Origin of the sequence: Ralstonia psammae, assembly GCF_958405935.1 — a bacterium.
In the GTDB taxonomy this organism is placed as follows: domain Bacteria; phylum Pseudomonadota; class Gammaproteobacteria; order Burkholderiales; family Burkholderiaceae; genus Ralstonia; species Ralstonia psammae.
Genome location: NZ_CATZBU010000002.1, coordinates 185,270 through 208,805, shown reverse-complemented (window position 1 = coordinate 208,805; position 23,536 = coordinate 185,270). Strand labels below are relative to the sequence as shown.

Sequence of the window (23,536 nt, the reverse complement as noted above, 5' to 3'; positions counted from 1 at the left end):
ATGAGCGTCCGCCGGACTCCGGCGCCCGATCGACGTATCCGCCAGGTTCCATTCATGTTCCGTCCTTCCCCACGCATCGCATCCGGACTGCTTGCCGCGGCTGCGGCGGTGTTTGCCACGCTGTCCGTGCAGGCACCCGCGTACGCCGATGACGTCTATCTGTGCACCGGCCCGAACGGCGTGCCGGAGTACCGCAACAGTGGCAACGTGAAAGGCTGCAAGAAGCTGACGCTGCCCGATGTGGTGACTGTGCCCGGCACGCGCAGCCCGCGCAGTGCAGGGGCCGCTCCCGCTCCGGCACAAAACAATGCGGGCGGTGGCTTCCCTCGCGTGGACAACGCCACGCAGAAGGCGCGTGACGGCGAACGCCGCCAGGTGCTGGAGGCCGAGCTTGCAGACGAGGAGCGCAAGCTCCAGGCGTTGAAGGCCGAATACAACAACGGTCAGCCCGAGCGCCAGGGCAACGAACGTAACTATCAGAAGTATCTGGACCGCACCGCGCAGTTGAAGGGCGACATCGAACGCAGCCAGGCCAATGTCGATTCCATCCGCCGGGAGCTGGGCAATCTCAAGGAGTAGATGAACCATGCGTCGACTGATCCGCAAAGCGGCACGCCGCGATGAACAGGAACAGACGACGCCATCTGCGCCGTCAGCCTCCGCCGCCGCGCTGGGGGTATCCGTAGGCGAGCCCATCGACGGTCCACCGCTGATTCCGTTTTCACATGGTGCACCGCCATCGTTCCCTGGGCTCGACGCGGTGCCCAATCCCATCCTCTTCGTCCGCCATCCGGCGTTGACGATCTTCTACGCCAATCCCGCCGCTGAAGCAGCACTGGCCGTGTCCCGCCGCCAGTTGGTGGAGATGTCGCTTTACGAGCTGTTTGCCGATCCGTCTGAGCTGGGCGAGATGATCGCCACCGTGGCCACACGCCAGTTCGATGCCAAGCGGCGCGACGTGTCGCTCGACCGTGTGAGTCATGAGCCGCTGCACGCGCACGCCGTGGTGGGCGCTCTCGACTTTGCACCCGGCTCGGTGCTGCTTGAGCTGCTGCCCAACGAGCAGAAAATCCGCAGCGAGCGCGAAGAGCGTCTGCTCGACCTGACCTCCGCCAACAAGGAGCTGATCCGCAACCTCGCTCACGAGATCAAGAACCCGTTGGGCGGCATCCGCGGCGCGGCGCAGTTGCTGGAGTTCGAACTGCCAGAGCGCTCGCTGCGCGAGTACACGCAGGTCATCATCAAGGAATCCGACCGGCTGCAGACACTGGTCGACCGCCTGCTGGAGCCGCACCGGCATCCACATATCGTTGGCGATGTGAACATCCACGAGGTGCTGGAGCGCGTGCGCTCCGTGGTGCTGGCGGAGTTTCCGCAGGGCCTGCAGATCGTGCGCGACTACGACGCGAGCCTGCCGGAGTTTCGCGGCGACAAGGAACAGCTCATCCAGGCGGTGCTCAACATCGTTCACAACGCGGCACATGCGCTGGGTCCTCGCATTGCGCAGGGCAACGGCGAAATCATTCTGCGCACGCGCGTCGCACGCAAAGTTACGATTGCAAAACGTCTTTACAAGCTGGCATTGGACTTGCATGTAGTGGACAACGGTCCTGGTATCCCCGAAGACATCCGCGAACGCATCTTCTTCCCGCTGGTGTCAGGAAGGGAGGGGGGCAGTGGGCTGGGCCTGACACTCGCGCAGACCTTCGTGCAGCAGCACGATGGCCTGATTGAATGCGAGAGCAGGCCGGGCCAGACGGATTTCCGCATCCTCGTGCCGCTGCATTGAGTGCAGCGCTCGAGGTACCAGGCCACAGTGTCGAGATACGAAGTCAAGCAGACGAACCAACACATGAAGCCAATCTGGATAGTCGACGACGATCAATCCATCCGCTGGGTCCTTGAAAAAGCGCTGGCACGCGAGAGCTTGCTGTCGCGCAGCTTCACCAACGCGCGCGATGCGCTCAATGCGCTGGATGACGAGACGCCGCAAGTCCTGATTTCCGACGTGCGCATGCCGGGCGGCTCGGGGCTGGATTTGCTGCAGGCCATCAAGGCCAAACATCCGGGACTGCCGGTCATCATCATGACCGCGTATTCGGACTTGGACAGCGCCGTGGCGGCGTTCCAGGGCGGCGCATTTGAATACCTCGCCAAGCCATTCGACGTGGATCGCGCCGTCGAGCTGATCCGCCGCGCGCTGGAAGAGAGCCTGCGCGAGGAGGAAATCGACGATCGCCTGAGCGACGCGCCTGAGATTCTCGGGCAGGCGCCGGCCATGCAGGACGTGTTCCGCGCGATTGGGCGGCTGTCGCAGTCGAACGTGACCGTCCTGATCACCGGTGAATCCGGCTCGGGTAAAGAGCTGGTGGCCCGGGCGCTGCATAAGCACAGCCCCCGTGCGAGCGGCCCGTTCATCGCGCTGAATACGGCGGCGATTCCGAAAGATTTGCTGGAATCCGAGCTGTTCGGCCATGAGCGTGGCGCCTTCACGGGCGCACAGACCATGCGCCGCGGCCGCTTTGAGCAAGCCGAGGGCGGCACGCTGTTCCTCGATGAAATCGGCGACATGCCGTTTGATCTGCAGACGCGGTTGCTGCGCGTGCTGTCGGACGGGCACTTCTATCGCGTGGGCGGTCATAACCCGCTCAAGGCCAACGTGCGCGTCATTGCGGCCACGCACCAGAATCTTGAAACGCGCGTCAAGGACGGTCTGTTCCGCGAGGACTTGTTCCACCGCCTGAACGTAATCCGTCTGCGCTTGCCGGCGCTGCGCGAACGCCCGGAAGACATCACGCTGCTGGCGCGCCATTTCCTGCAGAAGAGCGCCAAGGAGCTGGGCGTGGAGCCCAAGCGCATGTCGGACGATGCGCTGGCGCACATTGCCACGCTGCCGTTCCCGGGCAACGTGCGGCAATTGGAAAACCTCTGCAACTGGCTCACCGTGATGGCGCCGGCGCAGACCATCGAAAGCAAGGATCTGCCCGCCGACCTGGTGCGTGGTAGCGCGCAGATGCTGCCGGCCATGGGCGACGCCGCTGCACGGCCGGCCTTCATCGGCGAGCCTTCGCATGGTGGCGAGCCGTATGGTGTTGCGCCGTCGGTCGATACGTTGCTGTCGACGACTTCGGTGGGCGCATCGATCGCCGCAGGCTGGGAGCGCGCGCTCGCGGGCGAGGCCAAGGCGATGCTCGAGGCGGGCCAGCCTGACGTCATGGACGCGCTCACGCGTCGCTTCGAAAAGGCGATTCTGGAGGCTGCGCTTGGTGTCACGCGCGGGCGCCGTGTCGAGGCGGCAACGCGTCTGGGCATTGGCCGCAACACCATCACACGCAAATTGCAGGAGCTTGGCTTCGACTGACGCGCCGTCAGCAAGGCCAGCACAACCGAATATCGTCGAGCTTGGCGATTGGGATTGGGCGGATTTCCGATAAGGGAGTCCGCCCTTTTTTTTGTCCCGCGAATGCGCGTCGCGCTTAGTGCAGCTGGTGCTTGAGCTGTGACAGCTCTTCGTGCGCGCGCATCACGGCAGATTCCACGGACTGGTCTACCTTGCCGGTAGCGTTCTGGCAGGCCATCTTCGCGCGGTCGGAGCAGGCTTCGAGCTTGTCGATGGCCTCGACGAAGGTTTGCTGGTCTTCGGCGCCTTCCAGGCGCGAGTGACATTGACGGGCTTGGTCGTCCAGTTGCTGGATCGATTGCTTCAGCAAATCAGGCACGTCCTTGTGCGCGGCGCAGGTCCGGGCCAGTTCGGCGATGGTGCTTTCCGCATGTTCAAAACGCTGGCGCAGTTTCTCTGTTTGCATGGAGGGCTCCTGTCGGTTGCGTGAAAAGGCGTTGGCGCCGCATGCACCGTTATGAGGCCGTCACATGGTGCAAAGCAGTGCAACGCCCAATTTCGGCGCAAGCGGCGTGCCGTGTGCGGCAAACGACGCTGGAACTTCGGCTCGTGTGCGCTGCGAGGATGCCGCGTCAGGCGCGCGGGGCAGGCAGGGCCGGGGAGCGCGCTTCGAGAATGCGTGCGGCTGCTTCGGCGAAGCCGCCGCCGCCTTCGGCCTCCGTGATGTAAGCGGGCGGCACGGGCAGCGTATCGATCACGTCCAGCACATTGGCCACGCCCACCGAGAGGGGGAAGAACTCGAACATTGCCGCATCGTTGGCGGAGTCGCCCACGAACACCCAGCGTTCGCGCTCGGCATGCAAGTCGATGCCGAATGCGCGGCGCGCGAGCGACACGCTGGCGCTCAGCTTGTCGTGCTTGCCGAACCAGCCGTTGACGTGGATCGAACTGACAGTGGCATGCATGCCGTGCGTGCGCATGATGTCGACGATGTGCTGCACGGCGTGCTGCGGCAGCGGCGGGACTTGCTCGGCGTGGTCGACCGCAAGATCCGCCGCGTGCCAGGCCTGATCCGTGGCCAACGCCGAACCCGGCACCGCACGTCGAATCTCCGCCCCCACTTCACGGATGCGCTCCAGGTTGCGAGCGCGCGTTTGCGCGTCGTCGACAAAATCGGTAGCCAGATGCCCGCGCGAATCGACGCGCATGGCAAACGCGCCGTTTTCGCCGATCACGGCATCAACGGGCCACAGTCGCGCAATGACTTCGCACCAGGCAATCGAACGGCCTGTGACCGGCACGACTTTGATGCCGGCACGATGCAAGCGCTCCAGAGCCGAATAGGTCTGGGCGGGCAGCTTGCCGCGCGTGGTGAGGGTACCGTCCACGTCGGTGAAGACGCCTGTGATATTGCGCAGTGCATCATCCGAGAGCTGATGCAGCGCCATCGGAACACGTCGCTCGGCGATGGCGGGCGTGGTTTCAGGCGAGTCCGGAGCGGCAGGAGTGGTGGGCGGGGCGAGCATGCTGCGGGTGCAATAGAGAGTGTCTTCAATCCATTCTAACGGCCGTTGCAAGCCAAACCTTGGAGGGATTTCCCGATTTCTTTGTGACAGAAAGCCAAGTAACATCCCGCTGTCATAAAAATGACCGACCGTGCATATACAGTCGGCGCACCGTGGGCGGAGCGAGGGAGCCCGCCGGGTCGAAACAAGGAGAAATGATGTCGATCAAGAAGATTGCGGGGGCGGCAGCAGTACTGGCCGCGTGTACGTTTGCGCAAGGCGCGTACGCAGTGACGGAAATCCAATGGTGGCATTCGATGGAAGGCGCCTTGAACGACAAGGTGAACGAGATCGCCACCAAGTTCAACGCCAGCCAGTCCGACTACAAAATCGTGCCGGTCTACAAGGGCCAGTACGATGAATCGCTGGCCGCGGGCATCGCAGCCTTCCGTGCCGGCAATGCTCCGGCCATCCTGCAGGTGTTCGAAGTCGGTACCGCGACGATGATGAACGCCAAGGGCGCCATCGTGCCGGTGGCCAAGATCATGAAGGACGCCGGCGAGAAGTTCGACCCGAAGGCCTATGTGCCAGCCGTTGCGGGTTACTACACGTCGAACAAGGGCGAGATGCTGTCGTTCCCGTTCAACAGCTCGACGACGATCATGTATTACAACAAGGACGCCTTCAAGAAGGCCGGCCTTGACCCGAACAAGCCGCCCGCAACGTGGCAGGAAGTGGCTGTCGATGCGGCCAAGCTGAAGGCTGCCGGTGTGTCGTGCGGCTACACGACCGACTGGCAGTCGTGGGTGCATCTGGAGAGCTTCTCGGCTTGGCACAACGTGTCGTTCGCCACAGAGAACAACGGCTTTGGCGGTGCAAAGGCTCGCTTGAACTTCAACGGCCCGGTGCAGATCAAGCACATCGAGAACCTGCTCGACATGGAGAAGAAGGGCTACTTCACCTACGCCGGCCGCAAGGACGAGCCGAAGGCGAAGTTCATCGCGGGTGAGTGCGCCATGCACACGGGTTCGTCGGCGGCGCTGGCGAACATCCGCAAGAACGCCAAGTTCAACTTCAGCCCGGCTCCGCTGCCGTACGAAGCTGGCGTGCCGGGTGCCCCGCAGAATACGATCATCGGTGGTGCTTCGCTGTGGGTGATGGGCGGCCACAAGGCTGAGGAGTACAAGGGCGTGGCGAGGTTCTTCACGTTCCTGTCGCGTCCGGAAGTACAGGCGGACTGGCACCAGTCGACGGGCTATCTGCCCGTTACGCTGGAAGCGTATGAGCTGACCAAGAAGTCGGGCTTCTATGAGAAGAACCCGGGTGCCGACGTGGCCGTCAAGCAGATGATCGTCAAGACGACTGACAAGTCGCGCGGCATTCGTCTGGGCAACTTCCCGCAGATCCGTCAGGTGATCGACGAAGAGCTGGAGGCCGTCTGGGCCGGCAAGAAGACGCCGAAGGATGCGCTGGACACGGCAGTGTCACGCGGCAACGAGCTGCTCGTCCGCTTCGAGAAGACCGTCAAGGAATAAGCGCCGAGTCGGCGCTCGTCTAAACCGCCGGCCTCGTGCACTCGCACCGGCCGGCGGTGCGTTTTTGGAATGTCGCATGGAAAAACGCGTCGTTTTTCGATCGCGCTGGCTGCCGTATTTGCTGGTCGCCCCGCAGATCGTCATCACTCTGGTGTTCTTCTTCTGGCCCGCGGGGCAGGCGCTGTATCAGTCGCTGCTGCGCCAGGATGCCTTCGGTATCAACCTCGAATTCGTGGGGCTGGAGAACTTTCGTGATCTCTTCAACGATCCGACCTACCTCGGGTCGTTCCAGACCACGGCCGTATTCGCCATTGGCGTCGCGCTGGTGGGTCTGGGTACCTCGCTGGCGCTGGCGTACTTTGCCGATCGCGCGCTGCGTGGTGCCACGTTCTACAAGACCCTGCTGATCTGGCCGTATGCCGTTGCGCCGGCCGTAGCGGGCGTGCTGTGGAGCTTCCTCTTCAACCCGTCGCTGGGCATCGTGTCGTTCGTGATCCGCAAGATGGGCGTGGACTGGAACTTCGTGCTCAACGGCGGGCAGGCGCTGACGCTGGTCGTGATCATCGCGGCGTGGAAGCAGATCAGCTACAACTTCCTCTTCTTCCTGGCGGGGCTGCAAAGCATTCCGAAGTCGCTGATTGAAGCGGCGGCCATTGACGGCGCCGGGCCGTGGAGGCGTTTCTGGTCGATCGTTTTTCCGCTGCTGTCGCCCACCACGTTCTTCCTGATGGTAGTGAACGTCGTGTACGCGTTCTTCGACACCTTCGCCATTATCGATTCGGTCACGCAGGGTGGGCCGTTCAAGGCGACGGAGACGCTGGTGTTCAAGGTCTACCAGGACGGCGTGCGCGGGCTCGATATCGGTGGATCGGCTGCTCAGTCGGTGATCCTCATGGGCTTGGTGATCGTGCTGACGATCGTCCAGTTCCGTTACGTTGAACGCAAAGTCCAATACTGAAAGGGAGGGCATACGCACCATGATTGAACGCCGTCCATTCCTGGACTTCCTCACCCACGTCGTGCTGATTCTCGGTGTGATCGTCGTGGCGTTTCCGGTGTACGTCGTGTTTGTCGCGTCGTCATTGACGGCCGAAGACGTGCTGCAGGCACCGATGACGCTGATCCCCGGACCGCACCTCATCGAGAACTACCGCACGGTGCTCACGTCGGGCATGGGCAACTCGGCTACGCCGGTCGGCACCATGCTCATGAACAGCCTGATCATGGCGCTGGGCATCTCGCTCGGGAAGATCTCGATCTCCATCATTTCGGCCTTCGCGATCGTCTATTTCCGCTTTCCGCTGCGCAAGACGTTCTTCTGGCTCATCTTCGTCACGTTGATGCTGCCGGTGGAAGTGCGGATTCTGCCCACGTACAAGGTCGTGTCAGATCTTGGCATGCTGAACACCTACGCAGGCCTGACGATTCCGATCATCGCGTCGGCCACGGCTACGTTCCTGTTCCGGCAGTTCTTCCTGACCATTCCAGATGAGTTGGCCGAAGCCGCGCGCATCGATGGCGCTGGCCCGCTCAAGTTCTTTTGGGACGTGGTCCTGCCGCTCTCGCGCACCAGCATCGCTGCACTGTTCGTGATCCAGTTCATCTACGGCTGGAACCAGTACCTCTGGCCGCTCTTGATCACGACCGAAAAGAACATGACCCCCATTGTGCTGGGCGTGACGCAGATGATCTCCCGCTCCGGCGATTCCGCCACCGACTGGAACCTGCTGATGGCCACCGTGATGCTGGCCATGTTGCCGCCCGCGGCAATCGTGATCGGCATGCAGCGGTGGTTCGTGAAGGGCCTCGTCGAAACCGAAAAGTAAAAGAAGCAAGATGGCAAAACTTTCGCTACGCAACGTCCAGAAGCACTACGCCAACCTCCAGGTCGTGCACGGCATCGACATGGAAATCGGCGACGGGGAATTCATCGTGATCGTCGGCCCCTCGGGTTGCGGCAAGTCCACGCTGCTGCGCATGGTGGCGGGCCTGGAGCCCATCACCGGCGGCGAAGTCTGGATTGGCGACCGCGTCGTCAACGAGCTGGAACCGGCCGAGCGCGATATCGCGATGGTGTTCCAGAACTACGCGCTGTATCCGCACATGAGCGTGTTCGACAACATGGCCTACGGCCTGAAGATTCGCGGCTTGCCCAAGAGCGATATTCAAGCGCGTGTGCAACAGGCTGCTGGCATTCTTGAACTCGGCAAGCTGCTGGATCGCAAGCCGCGCCAGCTCTCGGGCGGGCAACGCCAGCGTGTGGCCATGGGCCGCGCGATCGTACGTGAGCCGGCGGTGTTCCTGTTCGACGAGCCGCTCTCCAACCTGGATGCCAAGCTGCGCGTGCAGATGCGCCTGGAGCTGAAGGATCTGCACCGCCGTCTGCGCACGACCAGCCTGTACGTCACGCATGATCAGGTCGAAGCGATGACATTGGCCGATCGCATGATGGTGCTCAACGGCGGTCGGGTCGAACAGATTGGTACGCCGCTGGAGGTGTACTCGCGTCCGGCCAGCACGTTCGTGGCGGGCTTCATCGGCTCGCCGCCGATGAACCTCGTGCCAGTGTCACGCAATGCCGGTGGCGGCACGCAGATCCGAGTGGACGGCGCGAAGGAGGGCGATGCTGCCGCTACGCTCGGCCACCTGCCGATGGGCCTTCACCTGCCCGAACGCGCGCTGATGGGTTTGCGCCCCGAACACATCGAGCCATGTTCGGCTGACCAGGCCATCGCCTTTATCGACGTGCGCGTTGTCGAGGCCCTCGGTGCGGATGCCTTCGCGTACGGTGCGCTGGCCGGCCATCCGGTCGTGGTGCGCCTTGAGCCTCACGCCGGCGTCAAGGCAGGCGACAAGCTGCCCATCACCGCCTCGGCCGAGCACCTGCACTGGTTCGACCCGCAGACCACGCGCCGCATCGAGGTCCTGGCATGATCGGCGCACGCGCCTTGCCGGCCTGGCCGTATCCGCGTGCCATTGCCCACCGTGGCGCGGGCAAGCTGGCGCCAGAGAACACGCTGGCGGCCTTTCGCCATGGCGCGTCGTTCGGCTACCGCATGTTCGAATTCGACGTGAAGCTCTCCGGCGACGGCGCGCCGGTCCTGTTGCACGATGCCACGCTGGATCGCACTACCAATGGCGCCGGCCGCCTCGATGCACTCACGCTCGGCCAGATCGCGCAACTGGACGCAGGCAGTTGGCACAGCCCAGCCTACGCTGGAGAGCCGGTGCCGACGCTGGCAGGCATCGCGCGCTACCTGCGCGCCAACAACTTCCTCGCCAATATCGAGATCAAACCGGTGCCGGGCGCGGAGTGGCGCACGGGCGCGGCTGTCGCACTGGACGCCCGCACGCTGTGGGCCGGCGCCGACGTGCCGCCGCTGCTGTCGTCGTTTTCCGAAGATGCGCTGGCTGCCGCACGCGAGGCGGCGCCGGAATTGCCACGCGCCTTGCTGCTCGACAAGCTGCCCGCCGATTGGCTCGACCGCCTGCGCGCATTGGATTGCGTGGCGCTCGATGCCAACCATCGCGAACTGACGCCCGAGATCATTGACGAGGCACACGCCGCAGGCTTTCGTGTCTGCTGCTATACGGTCAACGACCTGGATCGCGCGCAGTTGCTCTGGAGCGCGGGACTGGACGGCTTGATTACCGATTGGGTGGATCGTATTTCGCCCGCTTGAATGTGATGAAAGCATGGCTTTGACGTGGCATAACAACGGTCGTTTGTCACGTCAAAGAATCGGAATATTCGTTATAAACATGCTATGCTTCCGCTCCGTGAAGACTTAGGTCCTTCCCGCACAACTTGTCTGTAAAAGCTGTCTCGGTACCTCCTTTCTGCCATGCGCGATCCGGTCCGACCAGGTGATTTCAGGCGATTTAGTTTGCGATCCGCTAACCGGTCAAGCCGTGTCGCGGAAGGTTGATGAACCCGCTGAACTCCGGCAGACCCGGAGAAAAGTGAGCGCCCCATGACAGAGCTGTATAAGCAGTACCTGGACACTTCGTACCTGTCCGGCGGTAACGCCGCCTACGTCGAAGATCAGTACGAAGCCTACCTTCAAGATCCCACGTCCGTTAGCGAGGCACTGCGCGCGTATTTCGATGCGCTGCAGAACGTCCCCGCCGTCGACGGTTCCAACGCCCGGGATATCCCCCACGCCCCCATCGTCACGTCGTTCGCTGAGCGCGCCAAGTCCGGCCCGATCAAGACGATTGTCGCGTCTGCCGACTCCGACATGGGTCGCAAGCGCGTGTCCGCCACGCAGCTGATTGCCGCGTATCGCAATGTGGGCCTACGTTGGGCTGATCTTGACCCGCTCAAGCGTCAGGAGCGCCCGCCGGTGCCGGATCTGGACCCGGCTTTCTACGGTTTCACCGAAGCCGATCAGGACATCATCTTCAATGCCAGCAACACGTACTTCGGCAAGGAATCGATGAGCCTGCGCGAGCTGGTCAACAACCTGCGCGAAACGTACTGCGGCTCGATCGGCGCCGAATTCATGTACATCAGCGACCAGGCGCAAAAGCGCTGGTGGCAGGAGCGTCTGGAAACCATCCGCTCCAAGCCGACGTTCTCGGCTGAAAAGAAAAAGCACATCCTGGAACGCCTGACGGCCGCTGAAGGCCTCGAGCGCTTCCTGCATACCAAGTACGTCGGTCAGAAGCGTTTCTCGCTCGAAGGCGGCGAGAGCTTCATCGCGGCCATGGACGAACTGATCCAGCATTCCGGCGCCAAGGGCGTGCAGGAAATCGTGATCGGCATGGCCCACCGCGGCCGTCTGAACGTGCTGGTCAACACGCTGGGCAAGATGCCCGCCGACCTGTTTGCCGAATTCGAAGGCAAGCACGTGGACGACCTGCCGGCCGGCGACGTGAAGTACCACAAGGGCTTCTCGAGCGACGTGACCACGCCGGGCGGCCCCGTCCACCTGTCGCTGGCGTTCAACCCGTCGCACCTGGAAATCGTCAACCCGGTCGTGGAAGGTTCGGTCAAGGCGCGCCAGGAGCGCCGCGACGACAAGCACGGCGCGCAAGTGCTGGCTGTGCAAGTGCACGGTGACGCAGCCTTCGCAGGCCAAGGCGTTGTGATGGAAACGCTGAACCTCGCGCAAACGCGTGGTTACGGCACGGGCGGCACGATCCACATCGTCATCAACAACCAGATCGGCTTCACGACGTCGGACCCGCGCGACTCGCGCTCGACGCTGTACTGTACCGACGTGGTCAAGATGATCGAAGCGCCGGTGCTGCACGTGAATGGCGACGATCCGGAAGCTGTCGTGCTGGCCATGCAACTGGCCGTGGACTTCCGTACGGAGTTCCAGAAGGACATCGCGGTCGACATCATCTGCTTCCGCAAGCTCGGTCACAACGAGCAAGACACGCCGGCGATGACGCAGCCGCTGATGTACAAGAAGATCGGCACGCACCCGGGCACGCGCAAGCTCTACGCAGACAAGCTCGTCACGCAGAAGACGCTGCAGGCCGAAGAGCCGGACGCTCTGGTGCAGGAATTCCGCGCTGCCATGGATGCGGGCAAGCACACGGTTGATCCGGTTCTGTCGAACTTCAAGAACAAGTTCGCAGTGGATTGGCTGCCGTTCCTGAACCGCAAGTGGACGGATGCTGCCGATACCGCTGTGCCAATGGCCGAACTCAAGCGTCTGGCCGAGCGTATTACCGCCATCCCCGATCACTTCAAGCTGCACCCGCTGGTTGAGAACGTCGTCAACAACCGCGCCAAGATGGGCAAGGGCGAGCTGTCGCTGGACTGGGGCATGGGCGAGCACCTGGCCTTCGCCTCGCTGGTGGCCTCGGGCTACCCGGTGCGTATCACCGGTCAGGATGCTGGCCGCGGTACGTTCACGCACCGCCACGCCGTGCTGCACGATCAGAACCGCGAGCGCTGGGACGCTGGCAGCTACATCCCGCTGCAGAACGTGTCGGAGAGCCAGGCTCCCTTTACCGTGATCGACTCGGTGCTGTCGGAAGAGGCCGTGATGGGCTTCGAGTACGGCTACTCGTCGGCTGAGCCGAACACCCTGGTGATCTGGGAAGCCCAGTTCGGTGACTTCGCCAACGGTGCACAGGTGGTGATCGACCAGTTCATCTCGTCGGGCGAAGTGAAGTGGGGCCGCGCCTCCGGTCTGACGCTGATGCTGCCGCACGGCTACGAGGGCCAAGGTCCGGAGCACAGCTCGGCACGCCTGGAGCGTTACCTGCAGCTCTGCGCAGACCACAACATGCAAGTGGTGCAACCGACCACGCCGGCGCAGATCTTCCACCTGCTGCGCCGCCAGATGATCCGGATGTTCCGCAAGCCGCTGATTATCCTGACGCCGAAGTCGCTGCTGCGCAGCAAGGACGCTGTGTCGCCATTGTCGGATCTGGCCAAGGGCCATTTCGAGACGGTGATCGCCGATACGGCCGAAGATCTGAACGCCGCCAAGGTCAAGCGCGTCGTGGCCTGCTCGGGCAAGGTCTACTACGACCTGGTCAACGCCCGTAAGGAACGTGGCCTGACTGACACGGCCATCATCCGTGTGGAACAGCTCTATCCGTTCCCGCACAAGGCGTTCGCAGCCGAGCTGAAGAAGTATCCGAACCTTGCCGAAGTGGTGTGGTGCCAGGACGAGCCGCAGAACCAGGGCGCCTGGTTCTTCGTGCAGCACTACATCCTCGAGAACATGACCGAGGGTCAGAAGCTGGGCTACGCAGGCCGCCCGGCATCGGCATCGCCGGCCGTGGGCTACTACGCAAAGCACAACGAGCAGCAGAAGGCGCTGATCGATGCTGCGTTTGGCAAGCTCAAGGGCTTTGTGCTGAACAAGTAAGCGACATCTGCACCAAGGCGGCAGCTTCGGCTGTCGCCTTGACGCATCCTCGCTCCCGAATTCCACCCTATATCGAATTAGCGCGGCTCCCGAACAAGCGGAGCACGCGCACATGAATCCAAGGAACCACCGAAATGGCTATCGTTGAAGTCAAGGTCCCGCAGTTCTCCGAGTCCGTTGAAGAAGGCACGCTGATCTCCTGGAAGAAAAAGCCCGGCGAAGCCGTGGCCCAGGACGAAATCCTGATCGAAGTCGAGACCGACAAGGTCGTGCTGGAAGTGCCGGCCCCGTCGGCTGGCGTGCTTGCTGAAGTGCTGGTGGCGGACGGCGCAACCGTCACGTCGGAACAGCTGCTGGCCAAGATCGACACCGAAGGCAAGGCAGGCGCCGCTGCACCGGTGGCTGCTGCTCCGGCTCCCGCAGCCGCTGCTCCGGCGCCTGCCGCTGCCGCTCCGGCCGCCGCAGCTGCTGCGGGTGGCGTGGCCATGCCGTCGGCTGCCAAGCTCATGGCTGAGAACAACCTGTCGGCTGGCCAAGTGGCCGGCACGGGCCGCGATGGCCGCATCACCAAGGGTGACGTGCTGGGTGCCGTGGCTGGTGGCGCCAAGCCTGCAGCCGCTGCTGCTCCGCAAGCCGCACGTCCGGCGCTGCAGCAAGTCGCCGCACCGGTGGACTTCGCCGCCCTGGGCGATCGCCCCGAAGAGCGCGTGCCGATGAGCCGCCTGCGTGCCCGTATCGCCGAGCGCCTGGTGCAGTCGCAATCGACCAACGCCATCCTCACCACCTTCAACGAAGTCAACATGAAGCCGGTGATGGACTTGCGCGCCAAGTTCAAGGACCAGTTCGAGAAGACCCACGGCGTCAAGCTGGGCTTCATGTCGTTCTTCGTGAAGGCGGCTGTTCATGCGCTGAAGAAGTACCCCGTGATCAACGCGTCGGTTGACGGCAACGACATCGTCTACCACGGCTACTTCGACATCGGTATCGCTGTCGGCTCGCCGCGCGGCCTGGTGGTGCCTATCCTGCGCAATGCCGACCAGATGAGCCTGGCAGATATCGAGAAGAAGATTGCCGAGTTCGGCCAGAAAGCCAAGGACGGCAAGCTGACGCTGGACGACCTGACCGGCGGCACGTTCTCGATCTCGAACGGCGGCACGTTCGGCTCGATGCTGTCGACCCCGATCATCAACCCGCCGCAATCGGCCATCCTGGGCGTGCACGCCACGAAGGACCGCGCCGTGGTGGAAAACGGCCAAGTTGTCGTTCGCCCGATGAACTACCTGGCCATGTCCTACGACCACCGCATCATTGACGGCCGCGAAGCCGTGCTGGGCCTGGTCGCCATGAAGGAAGCGCTGGAAGATCCGGCCCGCCTGCTGCTGGACCTGTAATCGACTGCGTTGATGACACGAGACGCTGCCCGCTGTGCGCGGCAGCGTCCGAATCGAGGATTTCTCCATGAGCAAAGAATTTGACGTGCTGGTGATCGGCGCCGGCCCCGGTGGCTACATCGCCGCCATCCGCGCTGGCCAGTTGGGCCTGAACGTGGCCTGCTGCGAAGACAACGCCTACGACGATCCGAAGGGCGAGCCGCGCCTGGGCGGCACCTGCCTGAACGTGGGCTGCATTCCTTCGAAGGCCCTGCTGGCCTCGTCGGAAGAGTTCGAGAACGTGAACCACCATCTGGCCGACCACGGCATCACGGTGGACGGCGTCAAGGTCGACGTGGCCAAGATGCTCAAGCGCAAGGACGACATCGTCGGCAAGATGACGAAGGGCATCGAGTTCCTGTTCCGCAAGAACAAGGTGACGTTGCTCAAGGGTCACGGCAAGTTCGTCGGCAAGACCGACGCGGGCTATCAGGTCGAGATCGCGGGCAAGGCCGGCACGGAAGTCGTGACCGCCAAGCACGTGATCATTGCCACGGGCTCGAAGGCTCGCCATCTGCCGGGCGTGAAAGTCGACAATGTGACCATTGCCGACAACGAAGGCGCACTGAAGTTTGGCGAAGTGCCGAAGAAGCTGGGCGTGATCGGCGCCGGCGTGATCGGCCTGGAGCTGGGCTCGGTGTGGCGCCGTCTGGGTGCCGAAGTGACGATTCTGGAAGCGCTGCCGAGCTTCCTCGGTGCGGCTGACGAATCCGTTGCCAAGGAAGCCAACAAGCTGCTGACCAAGCAGGGCCTGAAGATCAACGTCGGCGTGAAGGTCGGTGAGATCGAGTCGTCGGCCAAGGGCGTGAAGGTGAACTACACCGACGCTGCCGGCGCCGCACAAGTTCTGGAGTGCGACAAGCTCATCGTGTCGATCGGCCGCGTGCCGAACACCGACAACCTGGGCCTGGAAGCGATCGGCCTGGCGGCGGATCAGCGTGGCTTTATCGAGGTCGACGAGCACTGCGCGACCAAGCTGCCGAACCTGTGGGCGATCGGCGACGTGGTGCGTGGGCCGATGCTGGCGCACAAGGCAGAAGATGAAGGCGTGGCCGTGGCCGAGCGCATCGTCGGCCAGAAGCCGCACATCGACTACAACTGCATTCCGTGGGTCATCTACACGTACCCGGAAATCGCATGGGTAGGCAAGACGGAACAGCAGCTCAAGGCCGAAGGCCGCGAGACCAAGGCTGGCCAGTTCCCGTTCATGGCTAACGGCCGTGCGCTGGGCATGGGCGCATCTGACGGTTTCGTGAAGGTCATCGCCGATGCGAAGACCGATGAAATCCTGGGCGTGCACATCGTCGCTGCCAACGCATCGGACCTGGTTGCCGAAGCCGTGGTGGCGATGGAGTTTAAGGCTGCAGCTGAAGACATCGGCCGCATCTGCCACCCGCACCCGTCGATGTCGGAAGTGATGCGCGAAGCCGCGCTGGCCGTCGACAAGCGTCAGCTCAATATGTAAATCGCAAGCCGCAAGGCGAGCATGATGCCCGGTGAATCCACAAGATTGCCGGGCATCAGTCCATTTGGGCCCGCAAACAGTGCCCCAAGCACATCAAGCAGATGAACGTCCAGGAAACCTACCTACAGGAATTGAAGGCGCGTGGCTACCGGCCCGACGAAGCGCAACAACGTGCCGTCGATCGCCTGCAGCGGTGCTACGACGAATGGGTTGTCTACAAGGGCCGCCGTTCGAATGCGCTGCGCAAGATGCTCGTGCGCCCCGATTTGCCCCGTGGCGTCTACATGTGGGGCGGAGTGGGGCGCGGCAAGTCATTCCTGATGGATGCGTTCTATAGCTGCGTGCCACTGGTGCGCAAGACGCGTCTGCACTTTCACGAGTTCATGCGCGAAGTGCATCGCCAGCTGGAAGAGCTGCGCGGTCGCGCTGATCCGCTGGACGAGCTGGCCCGCCGCATCGCCAAGCGCTACCGCTTGATCTGCTTTGACGAATTCCACGTCAGCGATGTTGCCGACGCGATGATCCTGCACCGCTTGCTCGATCAGCTGTTTGCCAACGGTGTGCAGTTTGTGATGACGTCCAACTACCGGCCCGACTTGCTGTATCCGGACGGTCTGCACCGCGACCGCGTGCTGCCGGCCATTGCGCTGCTGCAGGAGAAGCTTGACGTCCTGAACGTCGACGCAGGCGTCGATTACCGCAAGCGTGCGATGGAGCAGGTGCAGGCGTACTACACGCCGTTGGGCGCCAAGGCCAACTCGGCGTTGCGCGATGCGTTTGCGGCAGTGGCGGAAGTGCCGGACGAATCGCCGGTGCTGCGCATCGAGCATCGTGAGATTCGCGCAGCCCGCAAGGCTGGAGGCGCGGTGTGGTTCGATTTCGCCACGCTGTGCGGTGGCCCGCGCTCACAGAACGATTACCTGGAAATCGCCTCGCGCTTTCACACTGTTGTCCTGGCTGATGTGCCGAAGATGACGCCGCGCATGGCGTCCGAGGCGCGCCGCTTCACCTGGCTGATCGACGTGTTTTATGACCACAAGGTGAAGCTGCTGATGTCGGCGGAGGTGCCGGCGGACGAGCTGTACACCGAAGGCCAGATGGCCAACGAATTCCAGCGCACCGTATCGCGCATCGTCGAGATGCAGTCGCGCGAGTACCTCGAGGCACCTCGCCGCGAAGTGGACACGTCACTGACGTGATTTCGCCTATTGCCTAGTGCCCCGTGCCCAGTGCCTAGTGCGACGTCGGGGGCGGGTTGCGGTGTGATGGCGGTGCCTGTGAGGGCCGCAGGTTTGCGCCAAAGAAGTCCTGCGGCAGGCGCTCGGTCTTGCGGTTGACGTTGCGGAACGCGCCTTCCACCAACATCGGCGCGACGTTGCTCACATCGGTTTGCGAGGCCATGGTCACGTCTTCGGTAAAGCCGCGTTCGCACAGCTCGCGGCCCGACACGGAATCGAGCAGCCACGCTTTCATCATGCCGGTCTGCGACGCCTCGCGATAGATCGCGCGGGCGGCCAGTGCTTCGGGCGACAACGCTTGCGGCAGGAAGCCCGCCACCGTTTCCGACAGGTGGTGCACGATGGCGCCGGCGGCTAGCCAGTCTTCCAGTGCGGGGCGCAGACTGCCGTCGGCCCAGCGTTCTCCTGACGCCACTACGGCCACGCGGCGGCCCAGCCGCGATGCGGCTTCTGCCACCGCGCGCGCGTTGCGCAGGCAACCTGCAAACGTCGGCGTCGATCCGGTGGCGAGTGCCAGCGTTGCGCCATTGGGCGAGGGCAGGACCAGGCTACTGCCGAGGGGCAATTCACGCAGCGATGTCGGCGAGAGCGTATATCCCGCTTGGCTGCGGTTGTAGCCTGCCAGCATGGCACCGGCCCGGCGCGCGAAGGTTTCAGCGCTCGCGTCGCGCCACGGGTACGGATAGATGCGTGCCCCGCGCGCCACGGCCACATCCACACAGGTGCAGAAGGACAGCACGTCCACCACGATGACGGCGTCGCAATGTGGCGCCAGCGCGGATGCTCCGTGCTCGCCCCATTCACAGTGGATGTTGTACAGGCTGAATTCGGTTGCCATGTCGCGCCCTCCTGTTTGCCTGGTTCAGCTATCCACTATAGGCGGCCAAATTTTTTATGGGAGGGCAGGGGACCCCTGGAGTGCGCTGAGGACCGCATCTTCCGGTGATTCTGATTGCGCCGTGCTTGATGCGTATCAAGGGCGAGCCCGGAGATGCTGGCTAGCATCGTCCTCATAATGACGACGACATTCGCCCCCACCCATCCAACCGCGCCGGTTGCCGGCACAGGCTCGCCTATTGGCCCGAGCGGGGCAGGCGCGTCGCACGTCACCTGCTATCACTGCGCATCGCCCCTGGACGGCACCACCGCGCTCCGTGCTGACATCGGTGGTCGGTCTCGGGCATTTTGCTGCGCCGGCTGCCAAGCCGTTGCTCAAACGCTGCACGCCTCTGGCATGGGCCACGTCTATGACGGTCCAATCGCCTTCGCCAAGCCCATCGAAGGTGACCGCCGCAACGAAGCCGAAGCCGTTTGGGCCACCTACGATCTGCCCGTCATGCGTGAGCGCTTCATGCGTACACGTGCTGATGGCGCGGAAGAACTCTCCCTCGCCATCAGCGGCATGCGTTGCGCCGCGTGCGTCTGGCTGATCGAGCGCGCGCTATCACGCGTGCCGGGCGTGCGCGAGGCCACCGTCAATTACGCCACGGAACGTGTGCGCATCGTGGGAGATGCTGGGGCGATGCGGCTGTCCACGGTGTTTGCCGCCATTGCCGACGTCGGATATGAAGCCTGGCCGGACCAGCCGTCTGCCCGCCGCACAGCCGAGGCGCGTGAACGCCGCAGCCTGCTGATCCGCTTAGGCCTGGCGATGCTCGGGATGATGCAAGTGATGATGTACGCGTGGCCGGTGTACCTGCACGGCAGCGACATCCCCGCGAGCCAGACCCGCCTGATGCAGTGGGCCAGCCTGGTGTTGACCGTGCCGGTGGTGTTGATTTCTGCGCGACCGATTTTCGTCAACGCGTGGCGGCAAGTCCGGCATGCGCACGTTGGCATGGACGTGCCCGTGGCGCTGGGGATCGGCGCAGCGTTCATTGCCAGCGTATTCGCCACCCTGCGCGGCCATGGCGAAACGTATTTCGATTCAGTAACGATGTTCGTCGCGTTCCTGCTTGCAGCGCGTTATCTCGAACTGCGTGCGCGGCAGAGCGCAGCTTCCGGCGCCGAAGCGTTGGTGCGTCAGTTGCCGGCCATCTGCCGGCGTATCAATGTCGAAAGCGGCGCGCTCGAAACCATCCCTGTTGCCACCCTGCAGCAAGGCGATTGCGTGGAAGTGCGCGCCGGTGAAGTCCTGCCCGCAGACGGCACCATTGAACACGGCATTACTGAGATCGACGAATCGCTTCTCTCCGGTGAGAGTGTGCCGCGCCCGCGCGACGTGGGTGCGACCGTGCTGGCAGGCAGCTACAACGTGGTCAGCGCCATTCGCGTGCGTGTGAACCGCGTGGGCACACAGACGCGCCTTGCCGCCATCGTCGATCTGCTTGAACGCGCCTTGACTGACAAGCCTCGCATGGCTGAACTCGCCGATCGTGTGGCTGGACGCTTTGTGGCTGTGCTGCTCGGTTGGGCCCTGCTGACGGCCATCGCGTGGTGGTGGGTCGATCCGACACGCGTGTTTGCCGTCACCGTGGCGGTGCTGGTGGTGAGTTGCCCATGCGCGCTGTCGTTGGCCACGCCGTCTGCGCTGGCCGCAGCCAGCGGTGCGCTGGCACGGCGCGGCGTGCTGGTCACGCGGGGGCATGCCATCGAAAGCCTGGCGGCCGTTACAGATGTGCTGCTCGACAAGACCGGTACGCTCACCGAGGGGCGTTTGCGCCTGCTGAGCATCGAGACCTTCGCCGATGTGGATGCTGAGCACTGTCTCGCATTGGCATGCGCGATGGAGCAAGCCGAGAATCATCCGATCGCTCAGTCGTTACGCGCCGCCACCACAAATGCGTTGCCGTTGCCCGCGTTGGGGCGCGTGACCAACGTGCCGGGGCAGGGCGTGTATGCCATGACCGACCACCAGTTGATGCGGTTGGGCACGCAGTCGTTCGCGGCCATGCACTACGCAAATCAGTCTGTCGCTTCCATTCGGTACGGCACGGAAACGCCGATGGAGGAGGTGCCGCCGGCGGCCGCATGCACATCGGTCTGGCTTGGCCGCGATGGCCAACCGCTCGCGCGCTTTACCCTGGCCGATACGCCGCGTGCCGATGCGCCTGCGTGCCTGAGTGCGTTGCGTGCGCAGGGTTTGCGCTTGCATCTCGTTTCCGGCGATGCGTCTGAGACCGTGCACTGGTGGGCCAACCGCCTTGGCATCGACCGCGCCGTGGGCGGCGTCAGCCCCGAAGAAAAGCGCGCCTATGTACGCAAGCTGCAGGCGGACGGCGCTCGCGTGCTGGCCGTCGGCGACGGCATCAACGATGCGCCGTTGCTTGCACAGGCGCAGGTTTCCATCGCCATTGGGTCGGGTGCGCCGCTGGCCCAGGCGGGCGCCGACGCCATCCTCACCGAGCCGCGCCTGCTTGCCATCAGCGAGGCCGTGTCGATTGGCCGCCGCACATTGCGCGTGGTGCGCCAGAACCTCGGCTGGGCTTTCGCCTACAACGCGATCAGCATTCCGCTCGCCACGCTGGGGTGGCTGTCGCCGCTGGAGGCAGGCATCGGCATGTCGGTGTCGTCGTTGCTGGTGGCGCTCAATGCGTGGCGTTTGTCACGCGCCGCCTGAGGAGCCGAAATGGAAACGCTGTTCCTGCTGATTCCGCTGTCGCTGATGTTGGTGATGGCGATTGTCGGGGTGCTGTGGTGGGCTGTCGGCTCGGGTCAGTACGACGATCTCAAGGCGCCTGCTGAATCGATTCTGCTCGACCCTGATACCCCTGTGCGCGACGCAATGTCGCGGGACGGAACTACTTGACCACGTTGCCTAGGGTGCCTTGATGCACGTCAAGGCTCGAATGTCGCCCGATTCTTAACATGACCCTATCAAACCAACACTCTCGGGGAGCAAGCATGCAATCGTCCAGCGCATTGCAGCCCATCCAGACCTTCAACTACCGCGTTGTTCGCCAGTTCTCGATCATGACGATCGTCTGGGGCATCGTCGGTATGGCGGTCGGTGCGCTGATCGCGGCCCAGTTGATCTGGCCGCAACTGAATTTCGGGGTGCCTTGGCTGACCTACGGCCGGCTGCGTCCGCTGCACACGAATGCCGTCATCTTTGCGTTTGGCGGCAGCGCGCTGTTTGCGACGTCTTACTACATCGTGCAGCGTACCTGCCAGGTGCGCCTGCTGTCCGACAAGCTTGCCGCCTTCACGTTCTGGGGCTGGCAGGCCGTGATCGTGGCGGCCGCGATCACCCTGCCGCTGGGCTACACAAGCTCGAAGGAATACGCCGAACTCGAATGGCCGATCGACATCCTGATCACCGTGGTGTGGGTGGCCTACGCGATCGTCTTCTTCGGCACCATCGTCAAGCGCAAGACCCGGCACATCTACGTGGCCAACTGGTTCTTCGGCGCCTACATCATCACGATCGCGCTGCTGCATATCGTCAACAACGCTGAGTTGCCGGTGTCGATGTGGAAGTCGTACTCGGCTTATGCCGGCGTGCAGGACGCAATGGTGCAATGGTGGTATGGCCACAACGCAGTGGGCTTCTTCCTGACCACCAGCTTCCTGGGCATGATGTATTACTTCGTGCCCAAGCAGGCCGAACGCCCGATCTATTCGTATCGCCTGTCGATCGTGCACTTCTGGGCGCTGAACTTCACCTACATGTGGGCGGGTCCGCACCACCTGCAATACACCGCGCTGCCCGACTGGGCCCAGTCGCTCGGCATGGTGTTTTCGCTGATCCTGCTTGCGCCGTCGTGGGGCGGCATGATCAACGGGATCATGACCCTCTCGGGTGCCTGGCACAAACTGCGCACCGACCCGATCCTGAAGTTCCTCGTGGTGGCGCTGTCGTTCTACGGCATGGCAACGTTCGAGGGCTCGATGATGTCCATCAAGACCGTGAATGCGCTGTCGCACTACTCGGACTGGACGATCGGCCACGTGCACTCCGGCGCCCTGGGCTGGGTGGCGATGATCACCATCGGTTCGATGTACTACATGATCCCGCGCCTGTTCGGCCAGCAGAAGATGTACAGCACGCGCCTGATCGAGGTGCACTTCTGGGTGGCGACTATCGGCGTGGTGCTCTACATCGCCGCCATGTGGGTTGCCGGTGTGATGCAAGGCCTGATGTGGCGCGCCACCGAGGCCGACGGCACGCTGACCTACAGCTTTGTCGAGGCCGTCAAGGCAACGTATCCGTTCTATGTGATTCGCTTGCTGGGTGGCCTGTGCTTCCTGGGCGGCATGCTGCTGATGGCATTCAACGTGTTCAAAACTGTCCAGGGCAGCAAGGCCATTGACGCGCCCATTCCTCAACCAGCCCAGGCCCCGATGGTCGCGGCACAGTGAGGAGACGAACATGAGCAACCAATCCAATCGCTTTTTCTCGCACGAGACGCTGGAAAAGAACATCGGGTTCCTGATCGTGCTGACGCTCGTGGTGGTCAGCATTGCAGGGCTGGTGCAGATCCTGCCGCTGTTCTTCCAGCATTCGACCACTGAGCCCGTCAACGGCATTGCGCCGTATTCGCCGCTGCGTCTCGCGGGCCGCGACATCTACATCCGCGAAGGCTGTGTCGGCTGCCACTCGCAACAGGTGCGTACGCTTCGCGCCGAAACCGAACGCTACGGCCACTATTCGCTGGCAGGTGAGTCGGTCTTCGATCATCCGTTCCTGTGGGGTTCCAAGCGCACGGGTCCGGACCTGGCGCGCGTGGGGCAACGCTACTCGGATGACTGGCACCGCATTCACTTGCGCGACCCGCGTGAAGTGGTGCCCGAATCGAATATGCCGTCATATGCATGGCTGTCGAAGACGCCGCTGGACAACAGCGACATCGAAAAGAAGATGCACGTGCTGCGCCAGCTCGGTGTGCCGTACACGGATGCACAGATCGCCGGTGCGCGCGAGCAGCTCGCCGGTAAGACGGAAGAAGACGCTGTGGTCGCCTATCTGCAAGGCCTCGGTGTGGAACTGCGCAACGTCCGGGACATGGCTGTCGGCCCTGCTGCTGCGCCTGCCACCGTTGCCGCCAAGGAGTAAGCCATGGCCATGCTGAGTGCAATCGCGACTGCCGTTTTTCTCGTGCTGTTCGTCGGCATCACCTGGTGGGCATTCTCCGCGCATCGTCGCGCTGCCAATGCGGAGTCGGCCATGCTGCCGTTCCTGCTGCCCGATGAGACCGAGGTCGCTGGTATGCGCGCAGATGCGTCGCGCCCGCATCAATAAGGA

Annotated in this window: 20 protein-coding genes; 17 read left to right on the top strand and 3 right to left on the bottom strand. The window is 63.2% G+C overall.

What is annotated here, in order from left to right; all coding sequences use genetic code 11:
• Nucleotides 1–54: 54 nt before the first annotated feature.
• From R2N16_RS04615 to ntrC, 3 genes are all read left to right on the top strand, one after another.
• Nucleotides 55–579 carry a hypothetical protein gene (locus R2N16_RS04615; RefSeq protein WP_009238382.1) on the top strand — a complete coding sequence of 175 codons (525 nt, stop codon included), beginning with the start codon at nucleotides 55–57 and terminating at the stop codon, nucleotides 577–579.
• A 7-nt stretch (nucleotides 580–586) separates the two neighbouring features.
• A complete protein-coding gene (glnL, locus tag R2N16_RS04610) occupies nucleotides 587–1,789 on the top strand; it encodes a nitrogen regulation protein NR(II) (protein WP_316664378.1) in 1,203 nt (400 codons plus the stop codon).
• Nucleotides 1,790–1,852: 63 nt separating this feature from the next.
• Nucleotides 1,853–3,361, top strand: a complete 1,509-nt coding sequence (gene ntrC / locus R2N16_RS04605; RefSeq protein ID WP_316664377.1) for a nitrogen regulation protein NR(I) — start codon at nucleotides 1,853–1,855, stop codon at nucleotides 3,359–3,361.
• A gap of 115 nt (nucleotides 3,362–3,476) precedes the next feature.
• Here ntrC and R2N16_RS04600 read toward each other — a convergent pair whose 3' ends face one another.
• Nucleotides 3,477–3,806: a hypothetical protein gene (locus R2N16_RS04600; protein ID WP_316664376.1), complete on the bottom strand. Its 330-nt coding sequence runs from the start codon at nucleotides 3,804–3,806 to the stop codon at nucleotides 3,477–3,479.
• A 166-nt stretch (nucleotides 3,807–3,972) separates the two neighbouring features.
• Nucleotides 3,973–4,866, bottom strand: a complete 894-nt coding sequence (locus R2N16_RS04595; protein ID WP_316664375.1) for an HAD-IIB family hydrolase — start codon at nucleotides 4,864–4,866, stop codon at nucleotides 3,973–3,975.
• 197 nt (nucleotides 4,867–5,063) lie between these two features.
• On the opposite strand from R2N16_RS04595, the gene ugpB reads away from it, so the two are divergent.
• From ugpB to zapE, 9 genes are all read left to right on the top strand, one after another.
• Entirely contained in the window at nucleotides 5,064–6,380 is a 1,317-nt protein-coding gene (gene ugpB, locus R2N16_RS04590; protein WP_316664842.1) for a sn-glycerol-3-phosphate ABC transporter substrate-binding protein UgpB, read from the top strand.
• A 76-nt stretch (nucleotides 6,381–6,456) separates the two neighbouring features.
• Nucleotides 6,457–7,338 carry a sn-glycerol-3-phosphate ABC transporter permease UgpA gene (gene ugpA / locus R2N16_RS04585; RefSeq protein WP_316664374.1) on the top strand — a complete coding sequence of 294 codons (882 nt, stop codon included), beginning with the start codon at nucleotides 6,457–6,459 and terminating at the stop codon, nucleotides 7,336–7,338.
• Nucleotides 7,339–7,357: 19 nt separating this feature from the next.
• On the top strand, nucleotides 7,358–8,206 hold the full coding sequence (gene ugpE, locus R2N16_RS04580; protein WP_316664373.1) for a sn-glycerol-3-phosphate ABC transporter permease UgpE: 849 nt from the start codon (nucleotides 7,358–7,360) through the stop codon (nucleotides 8,204–8,206).
• A gap of 10 nt (nucleotides 8,207–8,216) precedes the next feature.
• Entirely contained in the window at nucleotides 8,217–9,314 is a 1,098-nt protein-coding gene (locus tag R2N16_RS04575; RefSeq protein WP_316664372.1) for a sn-glycerol-3-phosphate import ATP-binding protein UgpC, read from the top strand.
• The gene (ugpQ, locus tag R2N16_RS04570) at nucleotides 9,311–10,063 is read left to right on the top strand and encodes a glycerophosphodiester phosphodiesterase (protein WP_316664371.1); all 753 of its coding nucleotides are present in this window, start codon (nucleotides 9,311–9,313) and stop codon (nucleotides 10,061–10,063) included. The genes R2N16_RS04575 and ugpQ overlap by 4 nt, the downstream gene beginning before the upstream one ends.
• Before the next feature lie 291 nt (nucleotides 10,064–10,354).
• On the top strand, nucleotides 10,355–13,219 hold the full coding sequence (locus tag R2N16_RS04565; RefSeq protein ID WP_316664370.1) for a 2-oxoglutarate dehydrogenase E1 component: 2,865 nt from the start codon (nucleotides 10,355–10,357) through the stop codon (nucleotides 13,217–13,219).
• A gap of 134 nt (nucleotides 13,220–13,353) precedes the next feature.
• Nucleotides 13,354–14,610, top strand: coding sequence for a 2-oxoglutarate dehydrogenase complex dihydrolipoyllysine-residue succinyltransferase (gene odhB, locus R2N16_RS04560; RefSeq protein WP_316664369.1), 1,257 nt, complete (start codon nucleotides 13,354–13,356; stop codon nucleotides 14,608–14,610).
• 67 nt (nucleotides 14,611–14,677) lie between these two features.
• Nucleotides 14,678–16,114, top strand: a complete 1,437-nt coding sequence (gene lpdA, locus R2N16_RS04555; protein WP_316664368.1) for a dihydrolipoyl dehydrogenase — start codon at nucleotides 14,678–14,680, stop codon at nucleotides 16,112–16,114.
• A 101-nt stretch (nucleotides 16,115–16,215) separates the two neighbouring features.
• On the top strand, nucleotides 16,216–17,313 hold the full coding sequence (gene zapE, locus R2N16_RS04550) for a cell division protein ZapE (RefSeq protein ID WP_316664367.1): 1,098 nt from the start codon (nucleotides 16,216–16,218) through the stop codon (nucleotides 17,311–17,313).
• Nucleotides 17,314–17,347: 34 nt separating this feature from the next.
• On the opposite strand, the gene R2N16_RS04545 is transcribed toward zapE, so the two are convergent.
• Nucleotides 17,348–18,190, bottom strand: coding sequence for a 2-phosphosulfolactate phosphatase (locus R2N16_RS04545; RefSeq protein ID WP_316664366.1), 843 nt, complete (start codon nucleotides 18,188–18,190; stop codon nucleotides 17,348–17,350).
• Nucleotides 18,191–18,367: 177 nt separating this feature from the next.
• On the opposite strand from R2N16_RS04545, the gene R2N16_RS04540 reads away from it, so the two are divergent.
• The 5 genes from R2N16_RS04540 (at nucleotide 18,368) to R2N16_RS04520 (ending at nucleotide 23,533) form a co-directional block, all read left to right on the top strand.
• Nucleotides 18,368–20,911 (top strand): heavy metal translocating P-type ATPase, encoded by a 2,544-nt coding sequence (locus R2N16_RS04540; protein WP_316664365.1) that lies wholly within the window; start codon nucleotides 18,368–18,370, stop codon nucleotides 20,909–20,911.
• Nucleotides 20,912–20,920: 9 nt separating this feature from the next.
• Entirely contained in the window at nucleotides 20,921–21,100 is a 180-nt protein-coding gene (ccoS, locus tag R2N16_RS04535; RefSeq protein WP_316664364.1) for a cbb3-type cytochrome oxidase assembly protein CcoS, read from the top strand.
• A 95-nt stretch (nucleotides 21,101–21,195) separates the two neighbouring features.
• On the top strand, nucleotides 21,196–22,653 hold the full coding sequence (gene ccoN, locus R2N16_RS04530) for a cytochrome-c oxidase, cbb3-type subunit I (protein WP_316664363.1): 1,458 nt from the start codon (nucleotides 21,196–21,198) through the stop codon (nucleotides 22,651–22,653).
• Nucleotides 22,654–22,663: 10 nt separating this feature from the next.
• On the top strand, nucleotides 22,664–23,347 hold the full coding sequence (ccoO, locus tag R2N16_RS04525) for a cytochrome-c oxidase, cbb3-type subunit II (protein WP_316664362.1): 684 nt from the start codon (nucleotides 22,664–22,666) through the stop codon (nucleotides 23,345–23,347).
• Between the two features lie 3 nt (nucleotides 23,348–23,350).
• Nucleotides 23,351–23,533: a cbb3-type cytochrome oxidase subunit 3 gene (locus R2N16_RS04520; protein ID WP_316664361.1), complete on the top strand. Its 183-nt coding sequence runs from the start codon at nucleotides 23,351–23,353 to the stop codon at nucleotides 23,531–23,533.
• Nucleotides 23,534–23,536: the final 3 nt, after the last annotated feature.

What these genes read in the sequence shown, in the direction of transcription:
- R2N16_RS04615 (WP_009238382.1), top strand. Translation starts at nt 55, where the DNA reads ATGTTCCGTCCTTCCCCACGCATCGCATCCGGACTGCTTGCCGCGGCT.
- glnL (WP_316664378.1), top strand. Translation starts at nt 587, where the DNA reads ATGCGTCGACTGATCCGCAAAGCGGCACGCCGCGATGAACAGGAACAG.
- ntrC (WP_316664377.1), top strand. Translation starts at nt 1,853, where the DNA reads ATGAAGCCAATCTGGATAGTCGACGACGATCAATCCATCCGCTGGGTC.
- R2N16_RS04600 (WP_316664376.1), bottom strand. Translation starts at nt 3,806, where the DNA reads ATGCAAACAGAGAAACTGCGCCAGCGTTTTGAACATGCGGAAAGCACC.
- R2N16_RS04595 (WP_316664375.1), bottom strand. Translation starts at nt 4,866, where the DNA reads ATGCTCGCCCCGCCCACCACTCCTGCCGCTCCGGACTCGCCTGAAACC.
- ugpB (WP_316664842.1), top strand. Translation starts at nt 5,064, where the DNA reads ATGTCGATCAAGAAGATTGCGGGGGCGGCAGCAGTACTGGCCGCGTGT.
- ugpA (WP_316664374.1), top strand. Translation starts at nt 6,457, where the DNA reads ATGGAAAAACGCGTCGTTTTTCGATCGCGCTGGCTGCCGTATTTGCTG.
- ugpE (WP_316664373.1), top strand. Translation starts at nt 7,358, where the DNA reads ATGATTGAACGCCGTCCATTCCTGGACTTCCTCACCCACGTCGTGCTG.
- R2N16_RS04575 (WP_316664372.1), top strand. Translation starts at nt 8,217, where the DNA reads ATGGCAAAACTTTCGCTACGCAACGTCCAGAAGCACTACGCCAACCTC.
- ugpQ (WP_316664371.1), top strand. Translation starts at nt 9,311, where the DNA reads ATGATCGGCGCACGCGCCTTGCCGGCCTGGCCGTATCCGCGTGCCATT.
- R2N16_RS04565 (WP_316664370.1), top strand. Translation starts at nt 10,355, where the DNA reads ATGACAGAGCTGTATAAGCAGTACCTGGACACTTCGTACCTGTCCGGC.
- odhB (WP_316664369.1), top strand. Translation starts at nt 13,354, where the DNA reads ATGGCTATCGTTGAAGTCAAGGTCCCGCAGTTCTCCGAGTCCGTTGAA.
- lpdA (WP_316664368.1), top strand. Translation starts at nt 14,678, where the DNA reads ATGAGCAAAGAATTTGACGTGCTGGTGATCGGCGCCGGCCCCGGTGGC.
- zapE (WP_316664367.1), top strand. Translation starts at nt 16,216, where the DNA reads ATGAACGTCCAGGAAACCTACCTACAGGAATTGAAGGCGCGTGGCTAC.
- R2N16_RS04545 (WP_316664366.1), bottom strand. Translation starts at nt 18,190, where the DNA reads ATGGCAACCGAATTCAGCCTGTACAACATCCACTGTGAATGGGGCGAG.
- R2N16_RS04540 (WP_316664365.1), top strand. Translation starts at nt 18,368, where the DNA reads ATGACGACGACATTCGCCCCCACCCATCCAACCGCGCCGGTTGCCGGC.
- ccoS (WP_316664364.1), top strand. Translation starts at nt 20,921, where the DNA reads ATGGAAACGCTGTTCCTGCTGATTCCGCTGTCGCTGATGTTGGTGATG.
- ccoN (WP_316664363.1), top strand. Translation starts at nt 21,196, where the DNA reads ATGCAATCGTCCAGCGCATTGCAGCCCATCCAGACCTTCAACTACCGC.
- ccoO (WP_316664362.1), top strand. Translation starts at nt 22,664, where the DNA reads ATGAGCAACCAATCCAATCGCTTTTTCTCGCACGAGACGCTGGAAAAG.
- R2N16_RS04520 (WP_316664361.1), top strand. Translation starts at nt 23,351, where the DNA reads ATGGCCATGCTGAGTGCAATCGCGACTGCCGTTTTTCTCGTGCTGTTC.